Annotated in this window: 17 protein-coding genes; 13 read left to right on the top strand and 4 right to left on the bottom strand. The window is 70.9% G+C overall.

The genetic code is table 11. The features are described 5' to 3' along the window. The first annotated feature begins 1,130 nt into the window (after positions 1-1,130). Positions 1,131-2,450, top strand: coding sequence for a carbohydrate porin (locus WME82_RS40995; protein WP_438039754.1), 1,320 nt, complete (start codon positions 1,131-1,133; stop codon positions 2,448-2,450). A gap of 96 nt (positions 2,451-2,546) precedes the next feature. Here the strand turns inward: WME82_RS40995 and WME82_RS40990 are convergent, their stop codons facing one another. Beyond that, the gene (locus WME82_RS40990) at positions 2,547-3,332 is read right to left on the bottom strand and encodes a UPF0158 family protein (RefSeq protein ID WP_438039753.1); all 786 of its coding nucleotides are present in this window, start codon (positions 3,330-3,332) and stop codon (positions 2,547-2,549) included. 276 nt (positions 3,333-3,608) lie between these two features. After that, positions 3,609-5,120, bottom strand: coding sequence for a glycerol kinase GlpK (gene glpK / locus WME82_RS40985; protein WP_437741976.1), 1,512 nt, complete (start codon positions 5,118-5,120; stop codon positions 3,609-3,611). Between the two features lie 269 nt (positions 5,121-5,389). Here glpK and WME82_RS40980 point away from each other — a divergent pair, with 269 nt between their 5' ends. The 10 genes from WME82_RS40980 to WME82_RS40935 all read left to right on the top strand — a co-directional run bounded on the left by WME82_RS40980 (position 5,390) and on the right by WME82_RS40935 (position 19,984). After that, positions 5,390-7,273: an adenylate/guanylate cyclase domain-containing protein gene (locus WME82_RS40980; RefSeq protein WP_437295481.1), complete on the top strand. Its 1,884-nt coding sequence runs from the start codon at positions 5,390-5,392 to the stop codon at positions 7,271-7,273. 122 nt (positions 7,274-7,395) lie between these two features. Next, entirely contained in the window at positions 7,396-8,349 is a 954-nt protein-coding gene (locus WME82_RS40975; RefSeq protein WP_437325460.1) for an acetyl-CoA carboxylase carboxyltransferase subunit alpha, read from the top strand. A 55-nt stretch (positions 8,350-8,404) separates the two neighbouring features. After that, on the top strand, positions 8,405-8,806 hold the full coding sequence (locus WME82_RS40970) for a hypothetical protein (RefSeq protein ID WP_438039752.1): 402 nt from the start codon (positions 8,405-8,407) through the stop codon (positions 8,804-8,806). Continuing rightward, positions 8,803-9,822 carry a Gfo/Idh/MocA family protein gene (locus WME82_RS40965; protein ID WP_438039751.1) on the top strand — a complete coding sequence of 340 codons (1,020 nt, stop codon included), beginning with the start codon at positions 8,803-8,805 and terminating at the stop codon, positions 9,820-9,822. The genes WME82_RS40970 and WME82_RS40965 overlap by 4 nt, the downstream gene beginning before the upstream one ends. A 218-nt stretch (positions 9,823-10,040) precedes the next feature. Then, the gene (locus WME82_RS40960) at positions 10,041-10,379 is read left to right on the top strand and encodes a gamma-butyrobetaine hydroxylase-like domain-containing protein (RefSeq protein ID WP_437741972.1); all 339 of its coding nucleotides are present in this window, start codon (positions 10,041-10,043) and stop codon (positions 10,377-10,379) included. Further along, the gene (gene yihA, locus WME82_RS40955) at positions 10,376-11,143 is read left to right on the top strand and encodes a ribosome biogenesis GTP-binding protein YihA/YsxC (RefSeq protein WP_438039750.1); all 768 of its coding nucleotides are present in this window, start codon (positions 10,376-10,378) and stop codon (positions 11,141-11,143) included. Before WME82_RS40960 ends, yihA begins: the two co-directional genes overlap by 4 nt. Before the next feature lie 208 nt (positions 11,144-11,351). Beyond that, positions 11,352-13,943: an NADH-quinone oxidoreductase subunit L gene (locus tag WME82_RS40950; RefSeq protein WP_438039749.1), complete on the top strand. Its 2,592-nt coding sequence runs from the start codon at positions 11,352-11,354 to the stop codon at positions 13,941-13,943. Between the two features lie 7 nt (positions 13,944-13,950). Beyond that, a complete protein-coding gene (locus tag WME82_RS40945) occupies positions 13,951-16,209 on the top strand; it encodes a complex I subunit 4 family protein (protein ID WP_438039748.1) in 2,259 nt (752 codons plus the stop codon). 3 nt (positions 16,210-16,212) lie between these two features. Then, positions 16,213-17,733 (top strand): NADH-quinone oxidoreductase subunit N, encoded by a 1,521-nt coding sequence (locus tag WME82_RS40940; RefSeq protein ID WP_438039747.1) that lies wholly within the window; start codon positions 16,213-16,215, stop codon positions 17,731-17,733. A gap of 97 nt (positions 17,734-17,830) precedes the next feature. Continuing rightward, complete coding sequence (locus WME82_RS40935; RefSeq protein ID WP_438039746.1) at positions 17,831-19,984, top strand: beta-galactosidase; 2,154 nt, start codon at positions 17,831-17,833, stop codon at positions 19,982-19,984. A gap of 84 nt (positions 19,985-20,068) precedes the next feature. Here WME82_RS40935 and WME82_RS40930 read toward each other — a convergent pair whose 3' ends face one another. Beyond that, positions 20,069-20,848 carry a TM2 domain-containing protein gene (locus tag WME82_RS40930; protein ID WP_438039745.1) on the bottom strand — a complete coding sequence of 260 codons (780 nt, stop codon included), beginning with the start codon at positions 20,846-20,848 and terminating at the stop codon, positions 20,069-20,071. A gap of 143 nt (positions 20,849-20,991) precedes the next feature. On the opposite strand from WME82_RS40930, the gene WME82_RS40925 reads away from it, so the two are divergent. Continuing rightward, positions 20,992-22,182, top strand: a complete 1,191-nt coding sequence (locus WME82_RS40925; RefSeq protein WP_438039744.1) for an AI-2E family transporter — start codon at positions 20,992-20,994, stop codon at positions 22,180-22,182. Between the two features lie 57 nt (positions 22,183-22,239). Here WME82_RS40925 and mrtC read toward each other — a convergent pair whose 3' ends face one another. Continuing rightward, entirely contained in the window at positions 22,240-23,064 is an 825-nt protein-coding gene (gene mrtC, locus WME82_RS40920; RefSeq protein WP_438039743.1) for a myxosortase MrtC, read from the bottom strand. A gap of 239 nt (positions 23,065-23,303) precedes the next feature. On the opposite strand from mrtC, the gene WME82_RS40915 reads away from it, so the two are divergent. After that, positions 23,304-24,659 (top strand): extensin family protein, encoded by a 1,356-nt coding sequence (locus WME82_RS40915; protein ID WP_438039742.1) that lies wholly within the window; start codon positions 23,304-23,306, stop codon positions 24,657-24,659. The last annotated feature ends 57 nt before the right edge of the window (positions 24,660-24,716 follow it).

The following is a 24,716-nucleotide window of genomic DNA, read 5'->3' as shown; positions in this document are numbered from 1 at the left end:
CCTCTCTTTCAACAACTCAGGCGTTCGGTGCGGCGAGCCGGTGGCATCGCGGCGCGCGCCGCTACCGCGCCCGGAGGCCCGCCAGGCACCAGCCGGCCTCGCCGAAGCAGATGGGATGTCTCGGGGCGACAGCGCAACGCCCTTCCTGGACAAGAACATGTCCACCCACGCTGCACTGCAATCGAGACTGACCCGCTCTGGATCTGCGTCGGTCGTTGCGCCGTTACAACGCGATGCGTTATCCTGTCGACCAAGGGCGATCTGCCTGCGCGGCCTGTGCTCCGCGGCATGGTCCTGCGCGCGCGCGCAGGATCCGCTCGCTGGCGCGGCGCGTTCGGTGCGCCGGCGAGCGTCAATGACGCTCAGCGCGGCCGACGGCTCGCCCTGGGTTCAACCCAGGAGAGAGACGAGCACCGCGGCGACGCCCCGGCCGGGTGTCGACATGAAAAGCCAGGTTCGTGGTCCCGAAACACGCGGCACACCGTCGTGCGCGGCGGCGCCATCACGCTGCGAAAGCTGCGAAAGCGCAGCTGGCCGGGGCTCGCCAATGCAGCCTTCTTGTCCGTGTCACGTGCGCGGCGCGCACCCGGTAACGCACCAGGGGGCACCCGTGAATTCTTCTGGCAACACTTCAGGCAGCGCGAGAGCCAGCGCGATCCTGTTTTTGGTGCGACGCGTCATTCCAGGCCCCCGTTCCTGGCCCGAGGAAGAGAGCGGGTCCTGCTTAACCAAGTGATTTCGATTACTTAATAATAACGCGCCGCAGAAGATGACAAACTGCCGAAGGGTGTTCCGAGACCTTTGACATGAACAGAACGTTCCTGTTAACTGTGCCCCCCGCGGGCCCCGCATGTGTGGCAGCGGGTGGCTCTTTCCCACAGAGTCAACTTAGATTCTCTTGACAGGCCACTACCTCTGCCGCGCTTGGCCATCTGGCCGAATCACCTCCCATCACCCCAAGCACACTCCCAGAGAATGGATAGGAGCGTCGTTCGATGACATCACTTATGAGAGACAGGTCGTCGGTCCCCAGCAAGCGAATCGCGGGTCGGCGCGCCGCTGTCCGAGCCCTCGGGCTGCTTTCCGTCTCCGCCCTTTGCCTCACGGCGGCGCCGCGGTCGGCTCACGCGGTGGGGAGCGAGAATTTTGAGTGGCACTGGTACTCACGCCTCGGCATGGCGTGGTCCCCGGTCTACGGGCAGAACGTCCAGGGCGCGTCCCTGAACCTGCTCGGGTTCGGCATCGGCGGCCGCTACGAAGAGGGCGATTACTCCGAGCCGTCGTTCGTCGCGCACGTGGTGAAGGGCGCGACGCCGGATGACTTCTACGTCAAGTCCGAGATGACGTTCGCCATCTGGAACCAGTACGGCGGGCCGTTCATGCAGCCGTCCTCGAACGGTGGCCAGTCGATCACGGTGCAGTTCAACCAGGCGTACATCGAGGCCGGCAACTTCCTCGTCCCGGGCCTCAGCGTCTGGGGCGGCGCGAAGTTCTTCCGCGAGCAGTACGCGCCCATCGGCGACTACTTCTACCTCGACGATCTCAGCGGCCAGGGCGGCGGTATCAAGTACGGCGGCCTGCAGCTCGCGATCCTCGGGTATCGGGGCTTTGGAGCCACCACCCCCCCCTACAACGTCGACGTGAACGGGGACGCGCCGGGCGGGGGCCTCGAGCGCTTCCGCACCATCTTCGCCGGCAACTACAAGGCGGAGTTCGGCGGCGAGGCCAAGCACCACGTCAAGGTCCACGGCGAGTTCCATGTCCTGCCGGCCGCGAAGCTGGGCGAGGGCTACGCGGTGCCCGACAACGCGCCGGCGGACTTCGGCGGCGTCATCGGCGCGAAGCTGCACCTCGGCCTCGGCCAAGGCAACTTCAGCGACACGGCGGTGCGCTTCGGCACCGGCATCGCCAACGGCGCCGCCGGCGGCGCGAAGACGTACCAGACCTGGGGCACCGCGAACGACGAGGGCACCTTCGCGGGCTCCTTCGCCATCGAGGCGGTCGAGCACCTCGGCTTCCGGCTCGGCGACGCCGCCGCCCTGGAAGGTCTCGCCACCTTCCACTACACGAAGGCGGCGTACGAGGCCGAGGGCGCCGCGCCCCCCACGGCCCTCGAGAAGCAGATGGACTTCTCGGTCCAGGCGAACGCCACGATCTTCGCGCACAAGAACTTCCACCCCGTCGTCGAGGCCTCGTTCCAGGGCCGTAAGGACGGCGACGGCGAGCTGGGCACCGCGGTCAAGGTGTCGGTCGTCCCGACCCTCGTGCCGACCGGCGAGCTGAGCGCCGGCGCGCGGCCGCACTTCAAGCTCATCTACTCGCTGGCGATCTACAACGACGCGGCGAGGGATCAGGCGATGTCCGGCTACCTGCAGAGGACGGGCGCCGGTCCGGGCGTCGGCTCGAAGCTCGGCCAGTACATCGGCGCCCGCACCGACTGGTACTTCTAGACCGCTCGGCGCTCGAAGCCGCCGCTCCCTTCCGTTCCCTCACCCACCCTCAGGCCAGCGCCCCGGCGCCGCGATCGCGGCGCCGGCGGCGCGCCCTCACGCCGTGTCGCTGCGCGACTCGCTCGCGATCTCCTGCGAAGCAGGCCCGGCGTCGTCGTCTACCGGCCCCTGGGCCTCGTGGTAGTGGTGCGCGAACGAGCGCGCCGCGCGGCGCGCCTTCAGGAACTCCGCGAACGCCGTCAGCGTGTCGAGATCCCGCGGACCGAGCGCCTCGGCGATTTCGCGGAGGTTCTTGCGCAGGCTCTCCACGCTCTTGCCGCGGCGGGGCTCTCGCGTCTCCTCGCGCTCGCGCGCCGGCGGCTCCACCGCAGGGACCGCCGGGACGACCGGCTCCGGACGAGACGGCACCTCCGGCACCCAGAGCGGGCGAGGGACCGGGTTCAGCGCGTGGGCGCTCAACCACGCCTCCATGAAGATCCGCAGCCGCTCGCTACGGAACGCGAACCAGCGCTCCCGCTCCGGACCGTAGGACATCAACACATCCTTGAAGCGACGGAACGCGCCCTTGCCATCGATCGCCTGGCTGAGCTTCGCCTGGAGATCCATGTCTTCCACCATCGGGATGTAGCGCTCCATCCACCGGTACTGCTCGCGCGAGCTCACGGGATCGATCCGGAGGTAGTTCGCGTCTGCCGCGATGCGCGCGTGCATCTGCGGATCCGCCACGCCGTCGACCACCCGCAGCACGTCGCCCGTGCCGAGGTGCAGGTACGAGTGCACCTCTGGGGCGTTGTTCTCGAAGGCGTCCTCCAGCGCCTCCCAGTCGATCGGGATGTCGCGAACGGCCGTCCCGCCGGCTGAAGCATTCTCGGTAGTCGGCATGTCCTCCTCGTCTCCATCGAAAGCAGCGAGGCGGCGGTGGGCTGGCCGCGCGCCTCGGTTCAAGTGCACCAAGTTTGAACGGAAATGCGCCGTCGTCATAGCACTCTACGCTGGTTGGGGGCTTCTGGGCCTAACTCTCGCAACCTAGGGTTGATTCCTTGATCCGGAAGCCCGTTCGGCCGCCGAGCCGCGGCGCGATGACGGCTCGGGAGAGAGCTTCGGAAGACCTGGTTCAAGCGGAAAACAGCGTGGAAATTCAGGGGAATCGGCGAGTGCTCAGCTGCGCTTCGAGCGCGTGCGGGCGACGGCGTCGGCCCAGCGGTGGAGGTGGGCGGATCGAGCCGCCTCGCTCATCTCGACCTGGAAGCTCTGCCCCACACGGGACATGCGGGCCGCGTCCTCCTTCGTGAGGAAGAGGCCGGCGCCGACCCCGGCGAGCATTGCCGCGCCTCGCGCCGTCGTCTCCAGGTCGGTGGGGCGCTCGATAGCGACGTTCGCCACGTCCGCCTGGAACTGCATGAGCAGGTCGTTCGCGGCAGCGCCGCCGTCCACGCGCATCCGGCGCAGCGGGTGGCCCAGGTCGTCGGCCATGGCCCGCACGAGATCCGTCACGGAGAGCGCGATTCCCTCGAGCGTCGCGCGGGCGAGGTGCGCCGCGGTCGTGCCGCGCGTCACCCCGGAGATGATCCCGCGAGCGTCCGGATCCCAGTAGGGCGCGCCGAGGCCCGAGAGCGCCGGGACGAACGTGACGCCCTCGCTCGAGGGCACGCTGCGGGCGAGCGCCTCGATCTCCGCCGCGCTCTTGATGAGGCCCAGGCCGTCGCGGAGCCACTGCACCGCCGCACCGGCGATAAAGGCGCTTCCCTCGAGCGCAAAGACCACCTCGGAGCCGATCTTCCACCCGACGGAGGTGAGCAGGCCGAAGCGGCTCCTGAGCGGGCGATCGCCGATGTTGGCCAGCACGAACGCGCCGGTGCCATAGGTGCACTTCGCGTCGCCCGTCGCGAAGCAGGCCTGGCCGAAGAGGGCCGCCTGCTGGTCGCCCGCGATGCCGGCGATCGGGATGCCGTCGGGCAGGTGCGGGAAGCCGCGAGTCGCCGCGATGCGGCCCGCCGAGCCCACGATCTGCGGCAAGAGCGAGCGCGGGATCTGGAGCATCGCGAGCATCGCGTCGTCCCAGCGCAGCGACGCGAGGCCCATGAGCAGGGTGCGCGACGCGTTGGTGACGTCGGTCGCGTGCACCGGCGAGCCGCCGGCCGCGTCGCCCGAGAGCCTCCAGACGAGGAAGCTGTCGATGGTGCCGAAGCAGAGCTCGCCGCGCTCGGCGCGCGCGCGCGCGCCGGGCACGTTGTCCAGGAGCCACGCGAGCTTCGTGCCGCTGAAGTACGGATCGAGCACGAGGCCGGTGGTCTCCTCGACCGCCTGCTCGTGGCCCGCGGCGCGGAGCTCGGCGCAGCGCGCCGCCGTGCGGCGGTCCTGCCACACGATCGCGCGGTGGATCGGGCGCCCGGTCGCGCGCTCCCAGACGAGCGTCGTCTCGCGCTGGTTCGTGATGCCGATGGCCTTGATCGCGCTGCCGGCCACGCCCGCCGTCCTGAGCGTCTCGCCCACGGCATCCTGAACGCTCTGCCAGATCTCCTCCGGGTCGTGCTCGACGAGGCCCGGCTCCGGGAAGTGCTGGCGAAATTCGCGCGTCGCGCGGCCCAGCGTCGCCCCCGACGTGTCCATGAGGAGAGAGGTCGTTCCGGTGGTGCCCTGATCGATCGCGAGGAGGTACGCGGAATCCATGCGGCCGACTAACGCGGCGGCATGTGGGCGCATAGCCGTTCCAGGCGACGCCTCCCTGAGATGCAGGGCCCGGTAAGCTAATCATCCGGTCAGGTATCCATGCGACAGCCGACGACAGCCGCCCCGGGCGGTCGGGCTCGGCGCAGGTGTTTCCAGCGGGCCGAAGGCGCATTTTGCGCGGCCCGGCACGGTCGCCTCCCGCGGCCGGCGCTGGACTTCGGCCGGAAAGATTGTCGGTCCGTGCCCGGCTGGGTAATCTGCCAGAACCGATGGCCCGCCTCATCCTGCAGACCGCCGAGGGCCAGCAGGCGATCGATCTGCGACCCGTGAACTCGCTGGGGCGCCACCCGAACAACTCCATCCAGTTGCTCGACAAGATCGTCTCCAAGGAGCACTGCATCATCGAGCAGCGGGGCGATCACTTCGTCCTGCGCGATCTGGGGAGCCTGAACGGCACGTTCATCAACAGCGAGCGTGTCCGGGGCGAAGCGCCGCTGAAGCACGGGGACGAGATCGCCCTGGGGTCCACGCGTGGCCGCTTCGACGATCCGGCCGCCCCGGTCGCGCCGCCCCTCGTCCCAGGCTGGCCGCCCGTGGTCAACCACCAGGGCGCGGCGCCGGCGCAGCCGCCGGGCCACGGGTATCCGCCGCAGCAGCCGCAGTACCAGCGCCAGCCGCCGCAGCCGCCGCTCCCGGGCACGCCGGTGGCGCCGCCGGTGACGCGGCAGCCGTACGTGCCGCCGCCGCCGCTGGGCGCCGGGCCGGGCGGGACCGCGCCGCTGCCGGGGCGCTCGGGGGCGCACGGAGGCTCGTTCGTCGCGCAGGGCACCCGCATCGACGTGAACGATCAGGCCCGGCAGATCGGGACGCAGATCGCCGCGGTCGACAAGGGGTTCCTGGCGTTCGATCGGATCGCCAACGACATGAACCAGCTGCGCGCCGACTACGAGCGGCTGCGCCTGTCGCACGAGCTGTCCCGCGAGATCGCCGCCGAGCGCGACACGACGAAGCTGCTCGAGAAGATCCTCACGAGCGTGTTCAAGTTCATCCGCGCCGACCGCGGGGTGATCTTCCTGCGCAACGAGAACGGCGAGCTCACCCCGCAGGCCATGCAGCGGCGCGACGGGACGACGGCCCCGATCAGCGTGTCGTCGACGATCCTGAACCACGTCGTCCACGAGCGGGCCGCGGTGCTGACCCACGACGCGGCGATGGACTTCGCGGCGTCGAAGGGCAAGAGCATGATCTTGAACCGGATCAGCTCGGCGATCGTCGCCCCGCTGCAGCACAACAGCGAGGTGCTCGGCGTGCTCTGGCTCGACTCGGAGACGCTCGCGCAGTTCCAGCCCAAGGACCTCGAGCTGGTGACGGCCATCGCCTACCAGGCGGCGATGTTCATCGAGATCAACATCCTCGGGAAGAAGATCGAGAACGAGATCGTCACGCGCGAGCAGCTGCGCCGGCTGCTCTCGCCGAACATCGCCGAGCGCGTGCTGAGCGGCCAGCTCGCCGTGAAGCAGGGCGGCCAGCACGTCGAGGAGTGCACCGTCTTCAACAGCGACATCCGCGGCTTCACGCGCATGGCCGAGAGCAAGCGGCCCGAGGAGCTCGTCGAGATGCTGAACCTGTACTTCGAGCGGATGGTCGACACGATCTTCCAGTTCGAAGGCACGCTCGACAAGTTCATGGGCGACGGGATCATGGCGCTCTGGGGCGCGCCGGTCGCCCACCGGGACGATGCGGTCCGCAGCGTGGAGTGCGCCCTGAAGATGGGCGAGGTGCTCGGCGAGTTCAACCGCGAGCGGCTCGAGAAGGGCGAGCTTCCGCTCGCGGTCGGCATCGGGATCCACACCGGCCCGCTCGTCGCCGGGTACATCGGGAGCTCGAAGGCGCTCAGCTACACGGTGATCGGCGACGTGGCGAACACGTCGGCGCGGCTCTGCTCCATCGCGCTGGCCGGACAGATCGTCATCAGCGAGAGCACGTACGCGCAGCTCGGGGGAAGGTTCGAGACCGAGGAGCTCCAGCCCGCCAAGGTGAAGGGCAAGGACAAGCCGGTCACGATCTACAACGTCATCCGGAGCCGGCCGATGTCGCAGGTCCCGGCGAACGCCTTCATCCACGCCGAGCCGACCAACGCCCTCCCCGAATGACCGAGGCGACGCGGCGCCTCGGCCGATCGGCCGGGGCGTGCGCGCGCGTCATCCCGTGGACGATGCAGCGCGGCAGCACAGCGCCGTAGCCGTCCGCCCGCTGCAGCGTTAGGGTCCGGGCCGTGGCTGCTTCGATCCTACCCTTTGAGAAACCTGTCGCAGAGCTCATCGAGAAGGTGCGGGAGCTGCGCGCGCTCGCCGCGGCGGACCCGCGGTTCGAGCCGGAGCTCGCCCAGCTCGAGGACAACACGGGCCGTCTGGCGCGCGAGATCTTCGCGGGCCTCACGCCGATGCAGAAGGTGCTGCTCTCGCGCCACGCGAACCGGCCGTACACGCTCGATTACATCAAGCGGCTGTTCACCGACTGGGTCGAGCTGAAGGGCGATCGGCGCTTCGCCGACGACTGCTCCATCGTCGGCGGGCTCGCGACGTACCACGGGCGGAGCGTGGTGGTGGTGGGCCATCAGAAGGGGCGCGGCGCCAAGGAGAACGTGAAGCGCAACTTCGGGATGCCGCACCCGGAGGGCTACCGGAAGGCCATCCGGCTCTACGAGATGGCCGACAGGTTCGGGCTGCCGATCCTGACGTTCATCGACACGATGGGCGCCTACCCGGGCATCGGCGCCGAGGAGCGCGGCCAGAGCGAGGCGATCGGCGCCGCGCTCGCCGCGATGGCGCGGGTCGGGGTGCCGATCGTGGCGACCGTCATCGGCGAGGGGGGCTCGGGCGGCGCGCTGGCGCTCGGCGTCGCCAACCGGGTGCTGGTGCTCGAGTTCAGCTGCTACTCGGTCATCTCGCCGGAAGGCTGCGCGGCCATCCTCTGGAAGGACGGCTCCCGCGCCGATGAGGCCGCGGCCCGGCTCAAGATCACCGCGCCGGATCTGCTGCAGCTCGGCGTCGTGGACACGATCGTCGAGGAGCCGACCGGCGGCGCGCACCAGGATCACGACGACGCCGCGGTGCGGCTCGACAAGGCGCTCTGGGCGACGCTCACGTCGATGGACGGGCTCGGGCCGGAGGAGCTCGTCGACGATCGGTACCGCAGGTTCCGCGGGCTCGGGTCGTTCGTGGGTTAGGCGGCGCGCCGCCTCGGCTGGCTCTCCTCGAGCGCCGGGGCTATACGGCTCGCGGATGGACTACGGCAAGGCGACGCGGATGCTGCTGCTCGTGGGCACCAGCGCCGCCGCCGGCGGCGCGGTCCTCTGGACGCAATCGAGGTTCAACGCCTCGGACCGCAGGGCGGCGCTCGGCATCGTGCAGCAGTACCGCCCCGAGGGCGGCCGGAGCGTGCCGGAGGCGATCGGCGCGCGGCACCCGGGAAAGGCGCCCGCCTGGAGCGCCACCACCGAGTCGGCCTGCTTCCAGCACGTCCGCGTGCGCGCGACGATCGAGGGCGAGGCGCGCGCGCGGTACGACTTCCTCGTCGACATCAACGGGCCCTCGATCCACCCGGGCAACGCCGAGGGCGAGGCGATCCTCGGCGAGCTCACGCTCCGGCCGGCCGAGTCCGCCGCGGCGCCGGGGGCGCCGTGAGCGCCGCGAACGTCCGGGTCGCGCTGGTGGGCTGCGGGCGGTGGGGGGAGAAGCTCCTCCGCGCGCTGTCGGAGAACGCGCGGGCGCGCGTGGTCGCCGTGGCGGACGTCGACCGCGGCCGCCTCTCGCGGGCGCGCGCGCTCGCCCCGCGCGCGCGGCTCGTGCGCACGATCGACGAGGCGCTGGCCGCGCGCGTGGACGCCGTGATCGTCGCGACCCCCGCGGCGAGCCACGCCGAGCTCGCGCTGCGGGCCCTCGAGGCCGGCGCCGACGTCTTCGTGGAGAAGCCGCTGGCCCTCTCCGCCGCGCAGGCCGATCGCTGCGCTTCCCGCGCTGCGGCGCTCGGCCGGATCGGCATGGTCGGCCACCTGCTCCGCTACCACCCCTCCGTGGTGCACCTCGTCGCGCTCGCGCGCGAGCGGCGCCTCGGCGATCTCGTGAGCTTCAGCGCGGCGCGCCTGTCGATGAGCGCCGGCGCCGCCGGCGCCGGCGGCGGGGCCCGGTCGGCGCTCTGGACGCTCGGGCCGCACGATCTCTCGTTGCTCTCGGCGCTCGACTCGAGCCCGCTCGCCGAGGCGCGAGCCCACCTCGCGCCGTGCGGCGAGCTCGTCACGCTCGAGGCGCGCCTCGAGAGCGGCCTCGCGGCGCGGATCGAGCTCTGCTCGTCGAGCCCGACGAAGGAGCGGCGGCTGCGGCTCGTCGGCAGCGTGGGCGTCGCGGTCTTCGACGACGTGCGCGCGCCCGACCGCATCGTGTTCCTGGACGCGCGCGGCGCCGCGGCGGGCGCGCCGTCCAGCGAGCGCGCCGCGCACCTCGAGCTCGCGCCGGCCGGGCGCGAGCTCGAGGTGCCGTGGCGCGAGCCGCTCTCCGTGGAGATCGAGCACTTCCTCCGCTGCGTCGAGGACCGCGCGCCGCCGCTGACGCCGCTCGACGAGGGCGCCGCGGTCGTGCGGATCCTCGAGCGCGTCGAGGCGACGCTCGCCCCCGTCGATGCGCGGGTGGTCGCCGCAGGGTGACGTGCGTGACGTGCGCAGCCGCGGTCCGCTCCCGCTCCGGCTAGCCCGAGGCGCCCGGGAGGGCGCGGAGAGCGCCGGGGCGGTCGAGCCCTGACGGAGCCCTGGAAACCTCGGAGACACCGCGGGATCCGAGAAAAGCGGAGCGGCGCCCGGTGGACGCGCCGCGGCGCTTTGCAGCGCCGGATCGGCGTGGTACTGCCGTCGCCTGGAAGGGCACGATGCCGCAGGATCCGAAGCTGACTCCCACTCAGGTCAAGGCGCCGCACGGCGCGCGGGTGATGGAGATCCACTGGGCCGACGGCCACCGCAGCGTCCTTCCGCACGAGCTCCTGCGCGGGTACTGCCCGTGCGCGAACTGCCAGGGGCACGGCGGCACGATCAACTTCGTGCCCGGCGGCGACCTGAACGTCCGCGAGATCGAGCAGGTCGGCAACTACGCGCTCCAGTTCACGTGGGGCGATCGGCACGACTCGGGCATCTACACCTTCCGGTACCTGCGCTCGCTCTGCCAGTGCGACGAGTGCAAGCCACAGTTCCAGCCGCCCCGCTCGAAGTGACCACATCCCGCCGCGCCCCCAAGCCTCAAGCTGCTCCGACGGCACGCGCCGAGCGGCAGCTCGATCCGTTCCAGATCGTCGACTCGTCCTTCGTCGCCGGCGCGGGCTCGCTCGCGTCGCTCCCTCCGCCCGTCAGCGCGGAGGTGGCGTTCGCCGGGCGCTCGAACGTCGGCAAGTCGAGCCTCATCAACACGCTCGTCGAGCGCAAAGGGCTCGTCCGGACGAGCTCGAACCCCGGCTCGACGCGGCAGATCAACCTCTACGAGGCGCGGGCCCGCGACGGCGCGGTGTTCCAGCTCGTGGATTTGCCGGGGTACGGCTTCAACCGGCGCTCGAAGTCCGAGAAAGCGGCGTGGGCGTCGCTGATCGAGGGGTACCTGCGCGGGCGCGTCACGCTCGCCGCGGTGCTGCTCCTGGTCGATGCGCGGCGGGGCCTCGAGGAGGACGATCTCGAGCTCATCCGCTTCATCGAGGCGTCCCGCGACGTCGCGCGACGGCCGGTGGAGCTGCTGCTCGTCGCGACGAAGGTCGACAAGGTGCAGCGCTCGTCGGTCCGGCGCGCGCTGGACCAGCTGTCCGCGGAGGCCCCGCGCATGGCGGGCGGCGCTCTCCGCCGCGCGATCGGCTTCTCGTCGATCACCGGCGAGGGCAGGCGGGATCTCTGGCTCGCGATCCGGCGCGTGACGCAGCTCGGCGGCGCGGCGCCGTCATCGAGCGGCGGCACCGCGCGCGAGGACGATGACCAGCGGACGACCGACGGCTGACCTCGCAGAGGTGCGAGATACGCGCAGAAACAGCGCGTCTCGCCGCGGAACAGGGCCGATGGAAGTATTGACCCGCCCTGTGACCCTCCATTAACGTGCGGCTCCTCCGGTTCCGCGGGGGAGTCACCAGAGCCGACTGACACGTCGCGGGGTCGTTGCAGAGCAACGACGCGCGTGCCGGCCCATGTTCTCACCGGCTGCCCCAACGATGCCCGACTACTCCGGCCAGGTCACGCACGTCCACACGGCGCTGACGCCGCTCTGGTGGATTCCGCTCCTGCCGATGCTCGGCGCGGTGATCAACGCGCTGTTCGGCCGCACGTTGCAGCGGAGCGTGTTCGGTCGCGATGTGTCGAGGCGGCTCCACATCGGGAGCTTCGGCGTCACGCTCGTCGCCGTGGGCGCCATGCTGGGCGCCTTCGCTCTCGGGCTCGCGAGCTTCGTCCAGCTCGTCGGGCTCCCTCCGGGGGAACGCGCGCTCTACAGCTTCGCCTGGCAGATGGTCCGCATCGGATCGCTCGACGCGAACTTCGCGTTCGTGATGGATCCGCTGAGCTGCCTCATGACGCTGATCATCACCGGCGTCGGCACGCTCATCCATGTTTACGCCGCCTCGTACATGGAGGCAGAGCCGGCGTACTGGCGATTCTTTACCTACCTGAACCTCTTCGTCTTCTCGATGTTGCTCCTCGTCCTCGGGGACAACTTCATCGTGATGTTCTTCGGCTGGGAGGGCGTCGGCCTCTGCAGCTATCTGCTCATCGGGTTCTGGTACAGCGACTACAAGAAGGCCTCCGCCGGCATGAAGGCCTTCGTCGTGAACCGGATCGGCGACTGGGGCTTCGTGTGCGGCCTGGCGCTCCTCTTCTGGGGCCTCGGCGCCAGGTGGCTCGACGACGGCCGGTTCCTCTCCGATTACCGCGCGCGCTTCATCGCGGTGGCCGCGGAGGCGCGCGGCGATCACGGCGCCTCCGCCAGGGCGCAGGACGGCGCCGGGGGCAAGGCGGGCGAGCGCAGGGCGAAGCCGCTCGCCGGGGCGAAGGGATACCTCACCTTCACCGGTCATCCCGGCGCGCGCGTGTACCTCGGTATCGCCGACGCCGCTCAGCTCGCCTCGAGCCCGCGGCCGTTCGGCGTGTCCCCCTTCATCCGCAAGGAGATCGACGCCGGGGCGCACTCCGTGGTGATCGTGCCCGGCGACGGCGCCGTGATCGGGGGCGACGGCGTCGAGATCGCCGCGATCGAGCGGATGCGCGTCGAGCCGGGCAAGGAGATCGTGGTGGCGACCGTGGGCTCGACGGTCACGTTCCGCGAGATCCACGATCAGCTCGTCATCAAGGACGCGAGCGGCAAGGCGTTCCTCAAGGATGCCCTCGAGTCGAAGACGGTGTGGGGCGGCGTCGCGCTGATCACGCTGGCTTGCCTCTTCCTCTTCGTCGGCGCCGCCGGCAAGAGCGCCCAGATCCCGCTCCACGTCTGGCTGCCGGACGCGATGGCCGGCCCGACCCCCGTCTCCGCGCTGATCCACGCCGCCACCATGGTCACGGCCGGCGTCTACATGGTCGCGCGCCTCAGCTTTCTGTTCTCGCTGAGCCCGGTCGCGGGCGGCGTCATCGCGCTGATCGGGGCCTCGACGGCGCTCCTCGCGGCGACGATCGGCTTCTTCCAGTACGACATCAAGAAGGTGCTCGCCTACAGCACGGTGAGCCAGCTCGGCTTCATGTTCATCGGGGTCGGCGTCGGGGCGTACTGGGCCGCCGTGTTCCACCTGATGACGCACGCCTTCTTCAAGGCGTGCCTGTTCCTCGGCTCCGGCTCGGTGATCCACGGGATGCACGCGGTGGAGCACGACGAGGCCGCGGCCCAGGACATGCGCAACATGGGCGGCCTCCGCCGCGTCATGCCGCTCACGGCGCGGACGTACCAGGCGGCGTGCCTCGCCATCACCGCCGCGCCCATCCCGTTCTTCGCAGGCTTCTGGTCCAAGGACGAGATCCTCTGGAAGGCGTTCGGCACCGAGAACACCGGCCCGATCCCGGGGCTGCTCCTCTACGGGATGGGCCTCGCGGCGGCGCTCGGCACGTCGTTCTACATGTGGCGGAGCTACTTCCTGACGTTCGAGGGACCCCACGCCCGCAAGGAGATCGAGACCCAGGTCCACGAGTCGCCGCCGGCGATCACCTGGGTGCTCGCGGCCCTGGCGGTCCTGTCGGCGTGCGCGGGCGCGGTGTTCGGCTTCTCCAGCCACTTCGTCGGCGGCCACGGCGAGCCCCTGCTGGAGGCGTGGCTCCATCCGGTGTTCGCTCACACGGAGGTCTCGTTCCGGCGCCACGGGCTGGGGCTCGAGCTCGCGCTCATGGCGCTCTCCGTCGGCGGCGCGGTCGTCGCCTTCTCGCTCGCGCGCGCCCGCTACGGCGCGCGTCGCTCCGTGCGCTGGGCCGAGGAAGAGCGGCGGCTCCCGGGCTTCCAGCTCCTCTCGAACAAGTACTACGTCGACGAGATCTACGACGCGACGGTGGTGCGCGCCGCCCTCTCGCTGCGCCTCTTCTTCGCCGAGATGGACCGCTGGATCGTCGACGGCATCGTCAACGGGGTCGCGGTCCTGGCCCGGGCCGCCGCCTGGGTCACGGGCGCCATCGATCGGTACCTCGTCGACGGCGTCGTGAACCTCGTCGCCGAGGGCACGCTGAGCGCCGGGGCGAAGCTCCGCTCTCTGCAGACCGGGCGCATCCAGAGCTACGTCTATTTCCTCCTGGGCGGCGTCGCCTTGTTCAGCATCGTTCATTACTTCCTGCGGTGAACGGCCGATGTCGAACCTCTCCCTCGTCAGCATGCGCCGTGGATTCGCCCTCGCGAGATCGGCCAGGTCCACCTCGATGAAGCTCCTGATCCCCCTCCTGATCGCGCTCTCCGTCGTGCTCGGGGCCGCGCCGCCGGCGCTGGCGCTCGATGCGCCGAGGGCGCCCGGGCCGCGCGGCCAGATCGCGCTGCGCGCGGAGCCGCCCGGCGCGCCGGTCGAGCTCGCCGCGAGCGGGCCGGATCACGTCGGCTCGTTCACGATCGAGAACCAGGGCGACGGCCCCTTGAAGGTGACGCGGGTGATCGTGCGGACGTCCCCCGAGGACCCGCGCGTCCCGCCGGGCGTCAGCGTGGAGCTCGAGGGCGGCGGCGCCGCGGCGACCCTCCCGCCGGGCGCGAGCCGGAAGGTCGTGGTCCGGTGGAAGACCGCGGGCGTGCGCGCGCGGGAGCTCTACGGGCACGTCGTCGTCGAGTCCGACGCGGTGGCGGCCGGCGCGGCCGGCGTGCTGGGTGTAGCGCGGACCGTCGCGATGGGCATCCACGCGGAACGCGGGAGCAGCCTTGGCTTCGTCGGCGACCACATCCTCTCGATCCTGACGTTCCTGCCGCTGCTCGGCGTGGTCGCGGTCTTCCTCGCGCACCTCTTGCGTTACCAGGACGACAGGAAGCTCCGTCTGATGACCGTCGTGCTGATGGGCGTGAACCTCGTGCTCGCGGCGTGGCTCTACGCGCAGTTCGATCGGGGCTTCACCAGGGCCGACGGGAACGACGGCTACCAGTTCATCGAGCACGGCGTGTGGATCCGCTCGCTGAACGTCGAGTACTTCGTCGGCGTCGACGGCGTGTCGATCTCGATGGTCCTGCTCACGGCGCTGATCTCGTTCGTGGGCGCCCTCGCGAGCTACAGCGTCCACGACCAGCTCAAGGGCTACTTCGCGATGTACAACCTCCTCGTCACGGGGATGTTCGGCGTCTTCATCGCGCTCGACCTGTTCCTCTTCTTCGTCTTCTGGGAGGTGATGCTCCTGCCGATGTACTTCCTCATCGGCATCTGGGGCGGACCGCGGCGCGAGTACGCGGCGATCAAGTTCTTCCTCTACACGCTGGCCGGCAGCGTCTTCATGCTGCTCGCGTTCATCTGGTTCTACCTGAACGCCGGCCATACCTACCTGGTCGACGGCCAGGCCACCGAGCGCATCTTCTCGATCCCGGAGCTCTCGCGGGTCGCCTGGGCGGCGCAGGGGCTCACGATCCTCGGCGTCGCCGCGGTGAAGGTGGTCTGGATCTGGCTCTTCGTCGGGTTCGCCATCAAGATCCCGATGTTCCCGTTCCACACCTGGCTGCCGGACGCCCACGTGGAGGCGCCGACCGCGATCAGCGTGATCCTCGCTGGGGTGCTCCTCAAGATGGGCACCTACGGCATCCTCCGCATCAACTTCACCCTGCTGCCCGAGGCGACGCAGTGGGCCGCGCCGGCCATGGCGGTGTTCGGGGTGGTCAACATCCTCTATGGCGCCTTCTGCGCCATGGCGCAGAGCGACCTGAAGAAGCTGGTGGCCTACTCCTCCGTCAGCCACATGGGCTTCACGCTGCTGGCGCTCGGCGCGATGACGCCGCAGGGCATCCAGGCCTGCCTCGTCCAGATGTTCAACCACGGCCTGATCACCGGGATGCTCTTCACCCTGGTCGGCGTGGTCTACGACCGCGTGCACACGCGCGACATCGACAGGTTCGGCGGCCTCGCCTCGGAGATGCCGCTCTACACCGCGCTCGTCGGCTTCGCGTTCATGGCGTCGCTCGGCCTGCCCGGCCTGTCCGGCTTCTGGGGGGAGGCGATGACGTTCATCGGCGCCTTCCCGCGCTACCGCGCCCTCACGATCCTCGCCGCCGTCGGCGTCATCATCACCGCGGCCTACCACCTCTGGGCCCTCCAGCGGATGTTCCTCGGCACGTTCCGCGCGTCGTGGCGGCAGAGCAAGTACCTCGAGCCGTTCGGCGGGAAGTTCCCGGAGATCAGCGGGCGAGAGCTCGCGTCGATCGCGCCGCTCGCGGCGCTGGTCCTCGTCCTCGGCTTCTGGCCGCGCCCGCTGCTCAGCCTCATCGATCGCGGGGCCCTCGACGTGCACCGCCTCGTCGACAGGCCCGGGCAGTCCCAGATCGCCGGCGCGCCGAGCGCGGACAGCGTGGGCGGCGCCGCGTACGCCCGCGCGGGCGCCCCGGAGGAGGGCGCCTCGCCGGGCCAGGGCGCCCTCGCCAGCGCCAGGTAAGCCGTGGAACCCCGCACCCTCGACAACGTGGCGAGCCTCGCCTACTTCGCGCCGGAGCTCGTCCTCATCGCGGCGGCCCTGCTGCTCGTCGTGTGGGACCTCGCGTCCCCGGCGCGCCTCAAGCTCGCCGGCCTCGTGATCCTCAGCCTCGCGGCGCTCGCCTGCTCGGGCGGGCTGGGCGCGTACTTCCTGGCGACGGACGCCGCCCCTCGCGCGCTCTTCCACGGGCTGCTCGCGTTCGATCGCTTCTCGAACCTCTTCCGCGTGATCTTCGCGCTCGTGACCGGGGCGATCGTCCTCTTCTCGGTGCCCCCGCGGGCCCCCGGGATCGAGCCCGAGCTCCGCCGCGACTCGGGCGAGTTCTTCACGCTGATCCTCGTGCTCTCGCTGGGCATGAACCTGATGGCGGCGAGCCGCCACCTGCTGCTCATTTACCTGTCGCTCGAGCTCGTCAGCGTCATCAGCTTCGTGCTGGCGGGTTTCAAGATCAACGACGCGAAATCGAGTGAGGCGGCGCTGAAGTACGTCATCTTCGGCGGCGTCGCGTCGGGGATCATGCTCTACGGGATGAGCTGGATCTTCGGCATCACCGCGTCGATGCGGCTCGACGAGTGCGCGGCGCGGATCGCCGCGCTCACGGCGCAGCAGGGCAAGCTGCCGGAGGTCGTGTTCGTCGGCACGGCCTTCATGCTCGCGGGCTTCGGCTACAAGATCAGCGCCGCCCCGTTCCACATGTGGACGCCCGACGTGTACGAGGGCGCGCCGACCCCGGTGACCGCGTTCCTCTCGGTGGGGCCGAAGGCGGCCGGCTTCGCGGTGCTGATCCGCTTCTTCTCGGACGCGCTCGGCGCCGGGAGCGCGCCGCCCGGCGTCGCGACGCCGTGGCCGGTGCTCTTCGGGTGCCTCGCGATGGCGACCATGACCGTCGGCAACCTGTCGGCGCTCGAGCAGGAGAACGTGAAGCGCATGCTCGCCTACTCGAGCATCGCGCACGCGGGGTACATGCTGCTCGGCTTCTCGGTGTTCAGCGGCGCCGGCGTCGCCGCGATCGCCTTCTACATCGTCACCTACTGCTTCATGAACCTCGGCGCGTTCATGGTGGTGATGGCCGTGGCCGAGGAGAGCGGCGGAGACGAGACGTTCGCCGCCTTCCGGGGGCTCGGGCGCCGCGCCCCGCTCGTCGCCGCGGCGATGGCCGTGTTCCTCGTCTCGCTCACCGGCCTGCCCCCGATGGCGGGCTTCATCGGCAAATTCTACCTCTTCTCGGCGCTGCTCGCCGCCGGGGGCGCGTGGAGCTGGGTTATCGCGATCGTCGGCGTGCTGAACAGCGTGATCTCGCTCTTCTATTACGCGCGCCTGCTCCGCACGATGTATCTCGACAAGAGCGATCGCACCGAGCCCACATCGGTGCGGCCGCTGCTCGGCGCGACGACGTGCGCGCTCGCGATTCCGACCGTGCTGCTCGGGGTCTACTGGGGGCCAGTTTACGACTTCGTGGCGCGCTCGGTGGCGATCCTGCGCTGAGCGCTGTGCCACGGCGCCGACGTCGCCTCATCCGGCGCGCGCCGGGCCGAACGCGGCGGTATCGATCTCCCCGCGATCCTTGCTAGTGTGCGCGCGCGTGGCCACGACCCAGGACGCGATTTCTCCAGAGGAACGTTTCGCGCGGGGGGTACGCCTTGTCCCGGGCGGCCTGGACATCGGCGGCAAGCTGGTCCCGCTGTACGCCGGCAGCGTGCACTACTGGCGGCTCGACCCGCAGCACTGGCGCGCCTGCCTCGAGGCCACGCGCTCGCTCGGCGTTCACCTGATCGACATCTATGTGCCGTGGGCCGTTCACGAGACCGGCCCGGGGCAGTTCGATTTCGGCCGGCTCGATCCGCGCCGCGACGTCGGCGCCTTTCTCCGCCTCGCGCACGAGCTCGGCTTTTACGTCATCGCCCGCCCGGGCCCGCACATCAACGCGGAGCTCACCTGCTTCGGCATCCCCGAGCGCGTCATCTGGGACCCGAGCTGCCAGGCCCGCTCGGCGCGGAACAACCCGGTCGTGCTCCCGATGCTGCCGTACGGGTTCCCGGTCCCGAGCTACGCGAGCAACGCATTCCACGACGAGGTCGCCCGCTATTTCAACGCGCTCGCCCCGGTCCTGAAGCCGCACCTCTACCCGGACGGGCCCATCGTGCTCTTGCAGATCGACAACGAGGGCGCGCTCTACTTCCGCGACGGGGCGTACGACCAGGATTACCACCCGGACGCGATCTCCCTGTACCGCGACTTCTTGCGCGAGAAGTACCGGACGATCGAGGCGCTCCAGCGCGCGTATGCGACGAGGAGGGTGGAGCCCGCGCCGGAGGGCGACGCGACCGAGGACGTCGGCGCGGCGCTCGTGCGCGCGATCGCCCGCGAGCGCGCGCAGGCCGAGGAGGGCGATCTGCGGTTCGCCACGATCACGCCGCCGGTCGCGTTCGACGCCGAGATGCCGGCCGATCTCGCGCGCCACCTCGACTGGAGCGAGTTCCACGAGCACCTCCTCGAGACCGCCATGGGGCGCTTCGCGAGGGCGCTCTCCGCGGCGGGCGTCGACGGCCTGCCCACGATGCACAATTTTCCGATGGGACAGGACGCGACGCCGCTCAACCCGGCGCGCATCTCGCGCGTCGTCGACCTCGTCGGCCTCGACTACTACAGCATCGCGAGCCCGAGCAGCCGGCAGATCATCGCCCGCCGGACGAGCGAGCTCGCCGTGCGCTGCGAGGCGCTCTCGCTGCCGCCCTTCGCGTGCGAGATGGGCGCCGGCTTCCCGCCGTTCTTCCCGCCGCTCGAGGAGCGCGACAGCGTGTTCGTGATGATGGCCGCGCTCGCGTACGGGCTGCGCGGGTACAACATCTACATGGCGGTCGAGCGCGACCGCTGGATCGGCGCGCCGATCGATCCGCGCGGCCGCCCTCGCCCCTTCGCCGCCTTCTGGCGGAAGCTCTCCGCGGCCCTCGAGGCGACGAGGTTCCACGAGCTCCGCCGCCCGGCGCCGGTGCGCATCGTCACGCCGCGCACGGAGCGCCGGCTCTCCCGCGTGATGCATGCGTTCGGCCCGCTCACCGGGGCGTTCTTCTCGATCATGAACTTCGGCGCCCGCGATCGCTGCCTCGAGGACGACCTCGGGCTCGGTTACCCGCTCGCGGTGGAGTCCGACACGTTCGTGCGTGCGTTCGAGGAGGCGCTCGACGCGCGCGGCGTCCCCTACGCCCACGTCGGCGGCGAGGATCGCGACATCTCGCTCGTCGGGGCGCGCTGGGTCATCTGCGCCACCTCGGGCGGCCTGAGCCCGGAGCTGTTCGCGTGGCTGGAGGCGACGTCCCGGCAGGGGACGCTGATCACGCTCGGCCCCCGCGAGCCCACCTTCGATGGCGCCTTCCGCCAGCTGCCGCGGCCCTACGATCTGAAGCGGCTCCTCGCCCCCGGACAGAACCTGCCGGCGCTCCTCCAGGACGACCCCGCCGCGGCCGACGCCGCGGTGTCTCGCGCCATCGACGCGCTCGGCCTGCCGGCCTTCGCGTGTGATCCCGACAGTGTCTTTGCGACGCTGCACGAGGATGCGTCGGGCACGCCGCGGGTGCTCTTCTTGCTGAACCCCGGAGACGCGGACGTGGTGGCGCGCGTCACCGTGAGCGCCCAGCGCGCGCGCGATGTGCTGGACGACGCGCACTTCGAGGCGCGGCGCGGGGCGCTCGAGGTGCGGCTCGTGCCTCGCTCCGTGCGGATGCTCGCGCTGGAGTAGCCCCGTCGCCGCGCGCTGCGCGGCGACGGCCAGCGAGGCTCGGTATCTCCGCTCGCTCCCCTCCTGACCCGGTGTGCCCCTCGATCAGCGCTCGAACCGCAGCGAGTTGCCCTCTGCGTCGCGGAAGCGGCCCATGCCGATCATGAGGATGTCGATCAGCGACCAGATGCCGAGCCCGCCGCACGTCAAGAGCTTCGCTATGCCGAGCCCTGTCTGTCCCAGATAAAAGCGATCTGCGCCAAAGTAGCCGAGGAAATAGGAGAGCAAGAACAGCGTGGACTGGCTCTTGGTCGGGTGGCCGACGGGCGCGTCGCGCCTGAGCACGAGCCCCTGGGCGTCTCGCATCGATCCGGTGCCGATCAGGATCGTGTCGATCAGGCTCCAGAAGCCGAGGCCACCACACGTGAACAGCTTGAGGAGCCCGAGCCCCGTCTGGCCCAGGTAGAAGCGATCGACGCCGAAGGTCCCGAGAAACACGGCGAGCATGAAGGCTGTCGCCTGGTCCTTGTCGGAATAGGCCTGCGCCGGGGCGCCGTGAGGCGGTCCGCCGCCGTGAGCCGGCGGCGGGCCCCAGCCGCCTCCAGGCGGCGCGCCGTAGCCGCCGGGGGGCGCACCCCATCCCGCGCCAGGCGGCGGGTATCCTCCGCCCGGCGGTGGGTACCCGCCTGGCGGCGGGTATCCGCCCGACGAGGACGCGCCGCCACCGCCGCCCGGCGCCACGCCCTGGCCGCCGAGCGGGCCCGACCCCCAGCCGCCGCCGCCCGGCGCCACGCCCTGGCCGCCGGGCGGGCTCGACCCCCAGCCGCCGCCTGCGTTGCCCCAGCCTTCGCCTCCGGGCGGAACTCCGCCTCCGCTCGTGCTCATCCTCGTTCCCTCCAGCTGATGCGGCTGTGGAGGCGGGCCGTGCGCCCCGCGGTCGTCAGCCGAGCCTGACTGTATCCTGGAACCGCGGCGCCGCGCTTGCGCAACGCGGAAATCGCTGGTGGTTGCCGGAGGCTCACCCTACCTTGGCCCACGATGGGCCGCTGAGCGCGGCGCAGGAGCGAGCGCACCCGGCGATGCAGCAAGATTTTCAGTCCGATCGATGGCTGTCGTTCGCCCTCCGGGCGGGGCTCATCGCTCTGTTCTTCTGGATGGTGAAGGGGCTGCTCGTCCCCGTCCTGCTCGGCGGTCTGGTCGCGCTCCTCGTCTCCCCGCTCCAGCGCCGCCTCGCGCCTCGACTCGGCCGCTTCCGCCAGTTCGCGCCCGCGATCTCGACGGTGGGCGTGATCATCCTCGTGTGCATCCCGCTCGCGGTGATCATCATCGAGGCCTCCGCCTCGATAAGCCGCTTTTTCGCGCGCGATTGGTCGAACACGATCGAGCGGGTCCAAGGCCTCCTGAACGACGGGAGGATAACGGCGCTCCTCAACAGGGCTGGTCTGTCCGGGGACGATGTCCGCACGTACGTGAGCAACCTGTTCGAGCGGGTGGGGAGCTCGATCGCCGGCTTCGCGGGCGGCATGGTCGCCGCGGTGCCGCAGACGATCGTCGACGCGTTCCTGTTCGTCGTCGCGCTCTACTACCTGCTCCGCGACGGGGGCCTGCTGCTGCGCTGGCTGCTCACGCAGTCGCCGTTCAGGAACGAGGAGACGGACGTCCTCTTCGCGTCGATCCAGGACACGGTGCACGGCGCCGTCCTCGGCCTGCTCGCGACGGCGGCCGTCCAGGGGACGCTGACGACGATCGCGCTGTTTGTGTGCAACGTGCCGGGCGCGTTCCTGCTCGGCCTGCTGGCCACGCTGCTCTCGCTCGTCCCCATGATCGGCACCACGCCGGTCACGCTGGGTGCGGCCATCTACCTGTTCGTCGTCGGGCGCATCGGGGCGGGGATCGGCATGTGCGCCGCGGCGGTCCTCATCGGGCTCTCGGACAACGTGATCCGGCCGTGGGTCCAGAGCTCGCACGGCGGGATGCACCCGCTCATCGCGCTCCTCGCCATCTTCGGCGGGCTCGAGCTGTTCGGCGCGGCGGGGATCTTCATCGGCCCGGTCGTCGCCGCGATCGTCCTCTGGGCGGTCGACACGCGCGCGGGCATCTCCAGTTCGGGCCTCCCGCTGGGCCCGTACACGTCGCAGCCGCCGCCCTCGCTGACGTCGCCGACATCGCGACCGCCGCCGGCCTCGCGACCGCCGCCGGCCTCGCGACCGCCGGCGTGACGCGGCGGCGCGCCGGAGCGCCGCGAAAGGCGCGCTCCGCGCCCTCGGGCGAGGCGCTCACGGCGACAGGCCGTAGCCGCGGGCGAGGGTGAGGGAGAGGAGGTTGCACGCCGCGTGGAACACGAGCGGCGCCCCGATTCCGCCTGTGCGCGCCCGCAGCCATCCGAAGAGGAGCGCGGGGAAGAAGACGGCGAGCCGGGCCGGGTGCTGGATCGTGAGCACGTGGCCGATCGCGAAGATCGCCGACGAGAGGAGCCACGCCGGGCCGAGCGTCGCGCCGGCGACGCGGAAGCGCGGCGGGAAGACGCGGTCGAGGGCGCTCTGGAGGTAGCCCCGGAAGAACGCCTCCTCGGGCAGCGCGACCACGAGCAGCTGCGCGGCGATCTCGTCGGCGAGCGAGGGCGGCGGGCGCAGCACGAACGGCGAGGTCGCGCCCCAGTACAGCCGGTAGCCCAGCCAGAAGAGCGGGAAGACGATCGCGGCGACCAGCGTCGCCCAGCCGACGGCGCGGAGCGCGGCGCGGGCGAGGCGCCTCGCCGACAGCGGCACGGGCTCCAGGAGCCCTCCGAGGGACAGGCCGTGGGCGCGGATCGTCGACTCGTCGTACCTCAGCACGAGCCAGGACGTCGCCGCGAAGAACGTGAGGCCGACGAGCGTGCCGGCGTAGCTCTTCGGCGCGGCGTAAGACACCGCCGTCACGGCGGCGGTCGTGATGCCAGCGGCGAGGAGCGCGCGCGCCGCGGTCGGCTCGGGCGGCCGCGGGCGCTCGCGCTCGTCGGCGCCCGCATGCGCGGCGTTCGCGTCTGCCGGCGCGCCAGGTGTCTCGTCGCCCGCAGGTGCGCGGGCGTCTCGGCTCGGTTCGATGGGTGTGGGCGGCTGCAAGGCGTGTTCGTCGCGGGGGGGGCGCGCGGTGCGGGGGCTTACGCGGGGATCGCGGCGACCAGGGGTCGCGGCCGCGCGCGCTCAGCCTAGCCGCCACGATGTCCCTCCGCGATGGTCAGCGCTCGGGGCGGCGCGATTCAGGTGCTGCACACGGGTCCAGCCACCGCCCATTTTCTAGCCTTCCAGCCCGGCCACGTTAGAGTGCGGCCGCTGTGGCGTTTTCCCGACTTCGCTGTCTGATGAAGCCGTTGGCCTGCGCGCTGCTTGCGTCCGTCGCGACGCTCGGTCCGGCGCCCGCGTCGGCCGCGTCGCCGTTCCTCACGACGCCGGAGGCGAGCGTCGCCGAGGCGTCTCCGGCGTACCGCTACGCCAACATGACGAACGAGGAGGCGCTGGCGGAGCTGGATCGCCGGAAGATCCTGCACCTCAAGGTCGACCACGCGCCTGGGGTGCGCGCTCCGATCCGGCTCACGGGTCGGCTGAACGGCGTGAACTTTCATTCGGTGCTCCCGCCCGAGCAGCGCGTGACGAGCATGTTCGAGATCCTGGACGCGCGCCTCGCGCTCGCCCTCGACGATTTCGCGGCCGTGCTCTCGAGGCACGATATCGACGAGGTCGTCCATTACACGATGTATCGACCCAACGTGCCGATGCGCGGCCGCGAGGGCGTGGACGGTGACGGAGAGCACGGGCACCCGATCGCTCATGCCAAGGCCGCTGACAGCGCGGTGCAACAGGCAGAGGCCGCGGACGGCGCTGCCCGCGAGGAATCGGCGAGGCAGGCCTCGCCGGTCGAGCCTGCGCTGCCGGTGGAGCTCGGCAAGAAGGGCGCGCTCGATGGGACGTCCAAGGCACCTGAGGAGCGGCCGCGACGCCTGAAGGAGAAGGGGGCGGCGGAGGCCGCGTCGAAGGAGAAGGGCGCAGCGGAGGCCGCGCCGAAGCAGAAGGGTGCGGCAGAGACCGGGCCGAAGGCGAGGGCCGCCGCGGGGGCTGCGCCGAAGGAGAAGGGCGCAGCGGGGGCCGCGCCGAAGGAGAAGGGCGCAGCGGAGGCCGCGTCGAAGGAGAAGGGCGCCTTGGAAGCCGATCCAGGCGCCGCTTCCAAGGCTCCTGGCCAGCGGACGCGGACGATCGCTGCGCGTAGCGGGCCGGCCAAGAAGGCCGCCGGCAAGGTCGGAGCGCGCCGCGCTGCTCGGCGCAAAGCCGCGGGGCCGACCCGGGCGACAACGTCTCCGGTCAAGCACCGTGGCGACGTCGCGCTGCGCAGCGATGCAGCGCAGAAGCCCCGCGGCACGTGGGCTCCGCCGGGCACGCGGCACCCCGCCGGCCTGGCCATCGACGTCGGTGCCCTCAAGAAGCGCGACGGCACCTGGATCAGCGTCGCGCGCCACTTCCACGGCCGCATCGGGGACAAGACCTGCGGTGAGGGGGCGCCCCAGCCCGAGCTCCCCGAGGCGCGCGAGCTCCGGTCCATCGTGTGCGAAGCGGCGGACCTCGGGATTTTTACATACGTGCTGACGCCCAATTTCAATGCGGCGCACGTCGACCATTACCATATGGAGATCAAGCCGGGCGTCCGGTGGTTCCTCTATCACTGAGCGAAGGCCGCGCGCCCCTTGTGCAGCCCTGAACGGCTCGCAGCGCGTCCCACTGCA

Origin of the sequence: Sorangium sp. So ce128, from assembly GCF_051525245.1 — a bacterium.
Classification (GTDB): Bacteria; Myxococcota_A; Polyangia; order Polyangiales; family Polyangiaceae; genus Sorangium; species Sorangium cellulosum_B.
This window is presented reverse-complemented; position numbering and strand designations above follow the sequence as displayed.

What these genes read in the sequence shown, in the direction of transcription:
- WME82_RS40990 (WP_438039753.1), bottom strand. Translation starts at nt 3,332, where the DNA reads ATGCCGACTACCGAGAATGCTTCAGCCGGCGGGACGGCCGTTCGCGAC.
- glpK (WP_437741976.1), bottom strand. Translation starts at nt 5,120, where the DNA reads ATGGATTCCGCGTACCTCCTCGCGATCGATCAGGGCACCACCGGAACG.
- WME82_RS40980 (WP_437295481.1), top strand. Translation starts at nt 5,390, where the DNA reads ATGGCCCGCCTCATCCTGCAGACCGCCGAGGGCCAGCAGGCGATCGAT.
- WME82_RS40970 (WP_438039752.1), top strand. Translation starts at nt 8,405, where the DNA reads ATGGACTACGGCAAGGCGACGCGGATGCTGCTGCTCGTGGGCACCAGC.
- WME82_RS40960 (WP_437741972.1), top strand. Translation starts at nt 10,041, where the DNA reads ATGCCGCAGGATCCGAAGCTGACTCCCACTCAGGTCAAGGCGCCGCAC.
- WME82_RS40950 (WP_438039749.1), top strand. Translation starts at nt 11,352, where the DNA reads ATGCCCGACTACTCCGGCCAGGTCACGCACGTCCACACGGCGCTGACG.
- WME82_RS40945 (WP_438039748.1), top strand. Translation starts at nt 13,951, where the DNA reads ATGTCGAACCTCTCCCTCGTCAGCATGCGCCGTGGATTCGCCCTCGCG.
- WME82_RS40930 (WP_438039745.1), bottom strand. Translation starts at nt 20,848, where the DNA reads ATGAGCACGAGCGGAGGCGGAGTTCCGCCCGGAGGCGAAGGCTGGGGC.
- WME82_RS40915 (WP_438039742.1), top strand. Translation starts at nt 23,304, where the DNA reads ATGAAGCCGTTGGCCTGCGCGCTGCTTGCGTCCGTCGCGACGCTCGGT.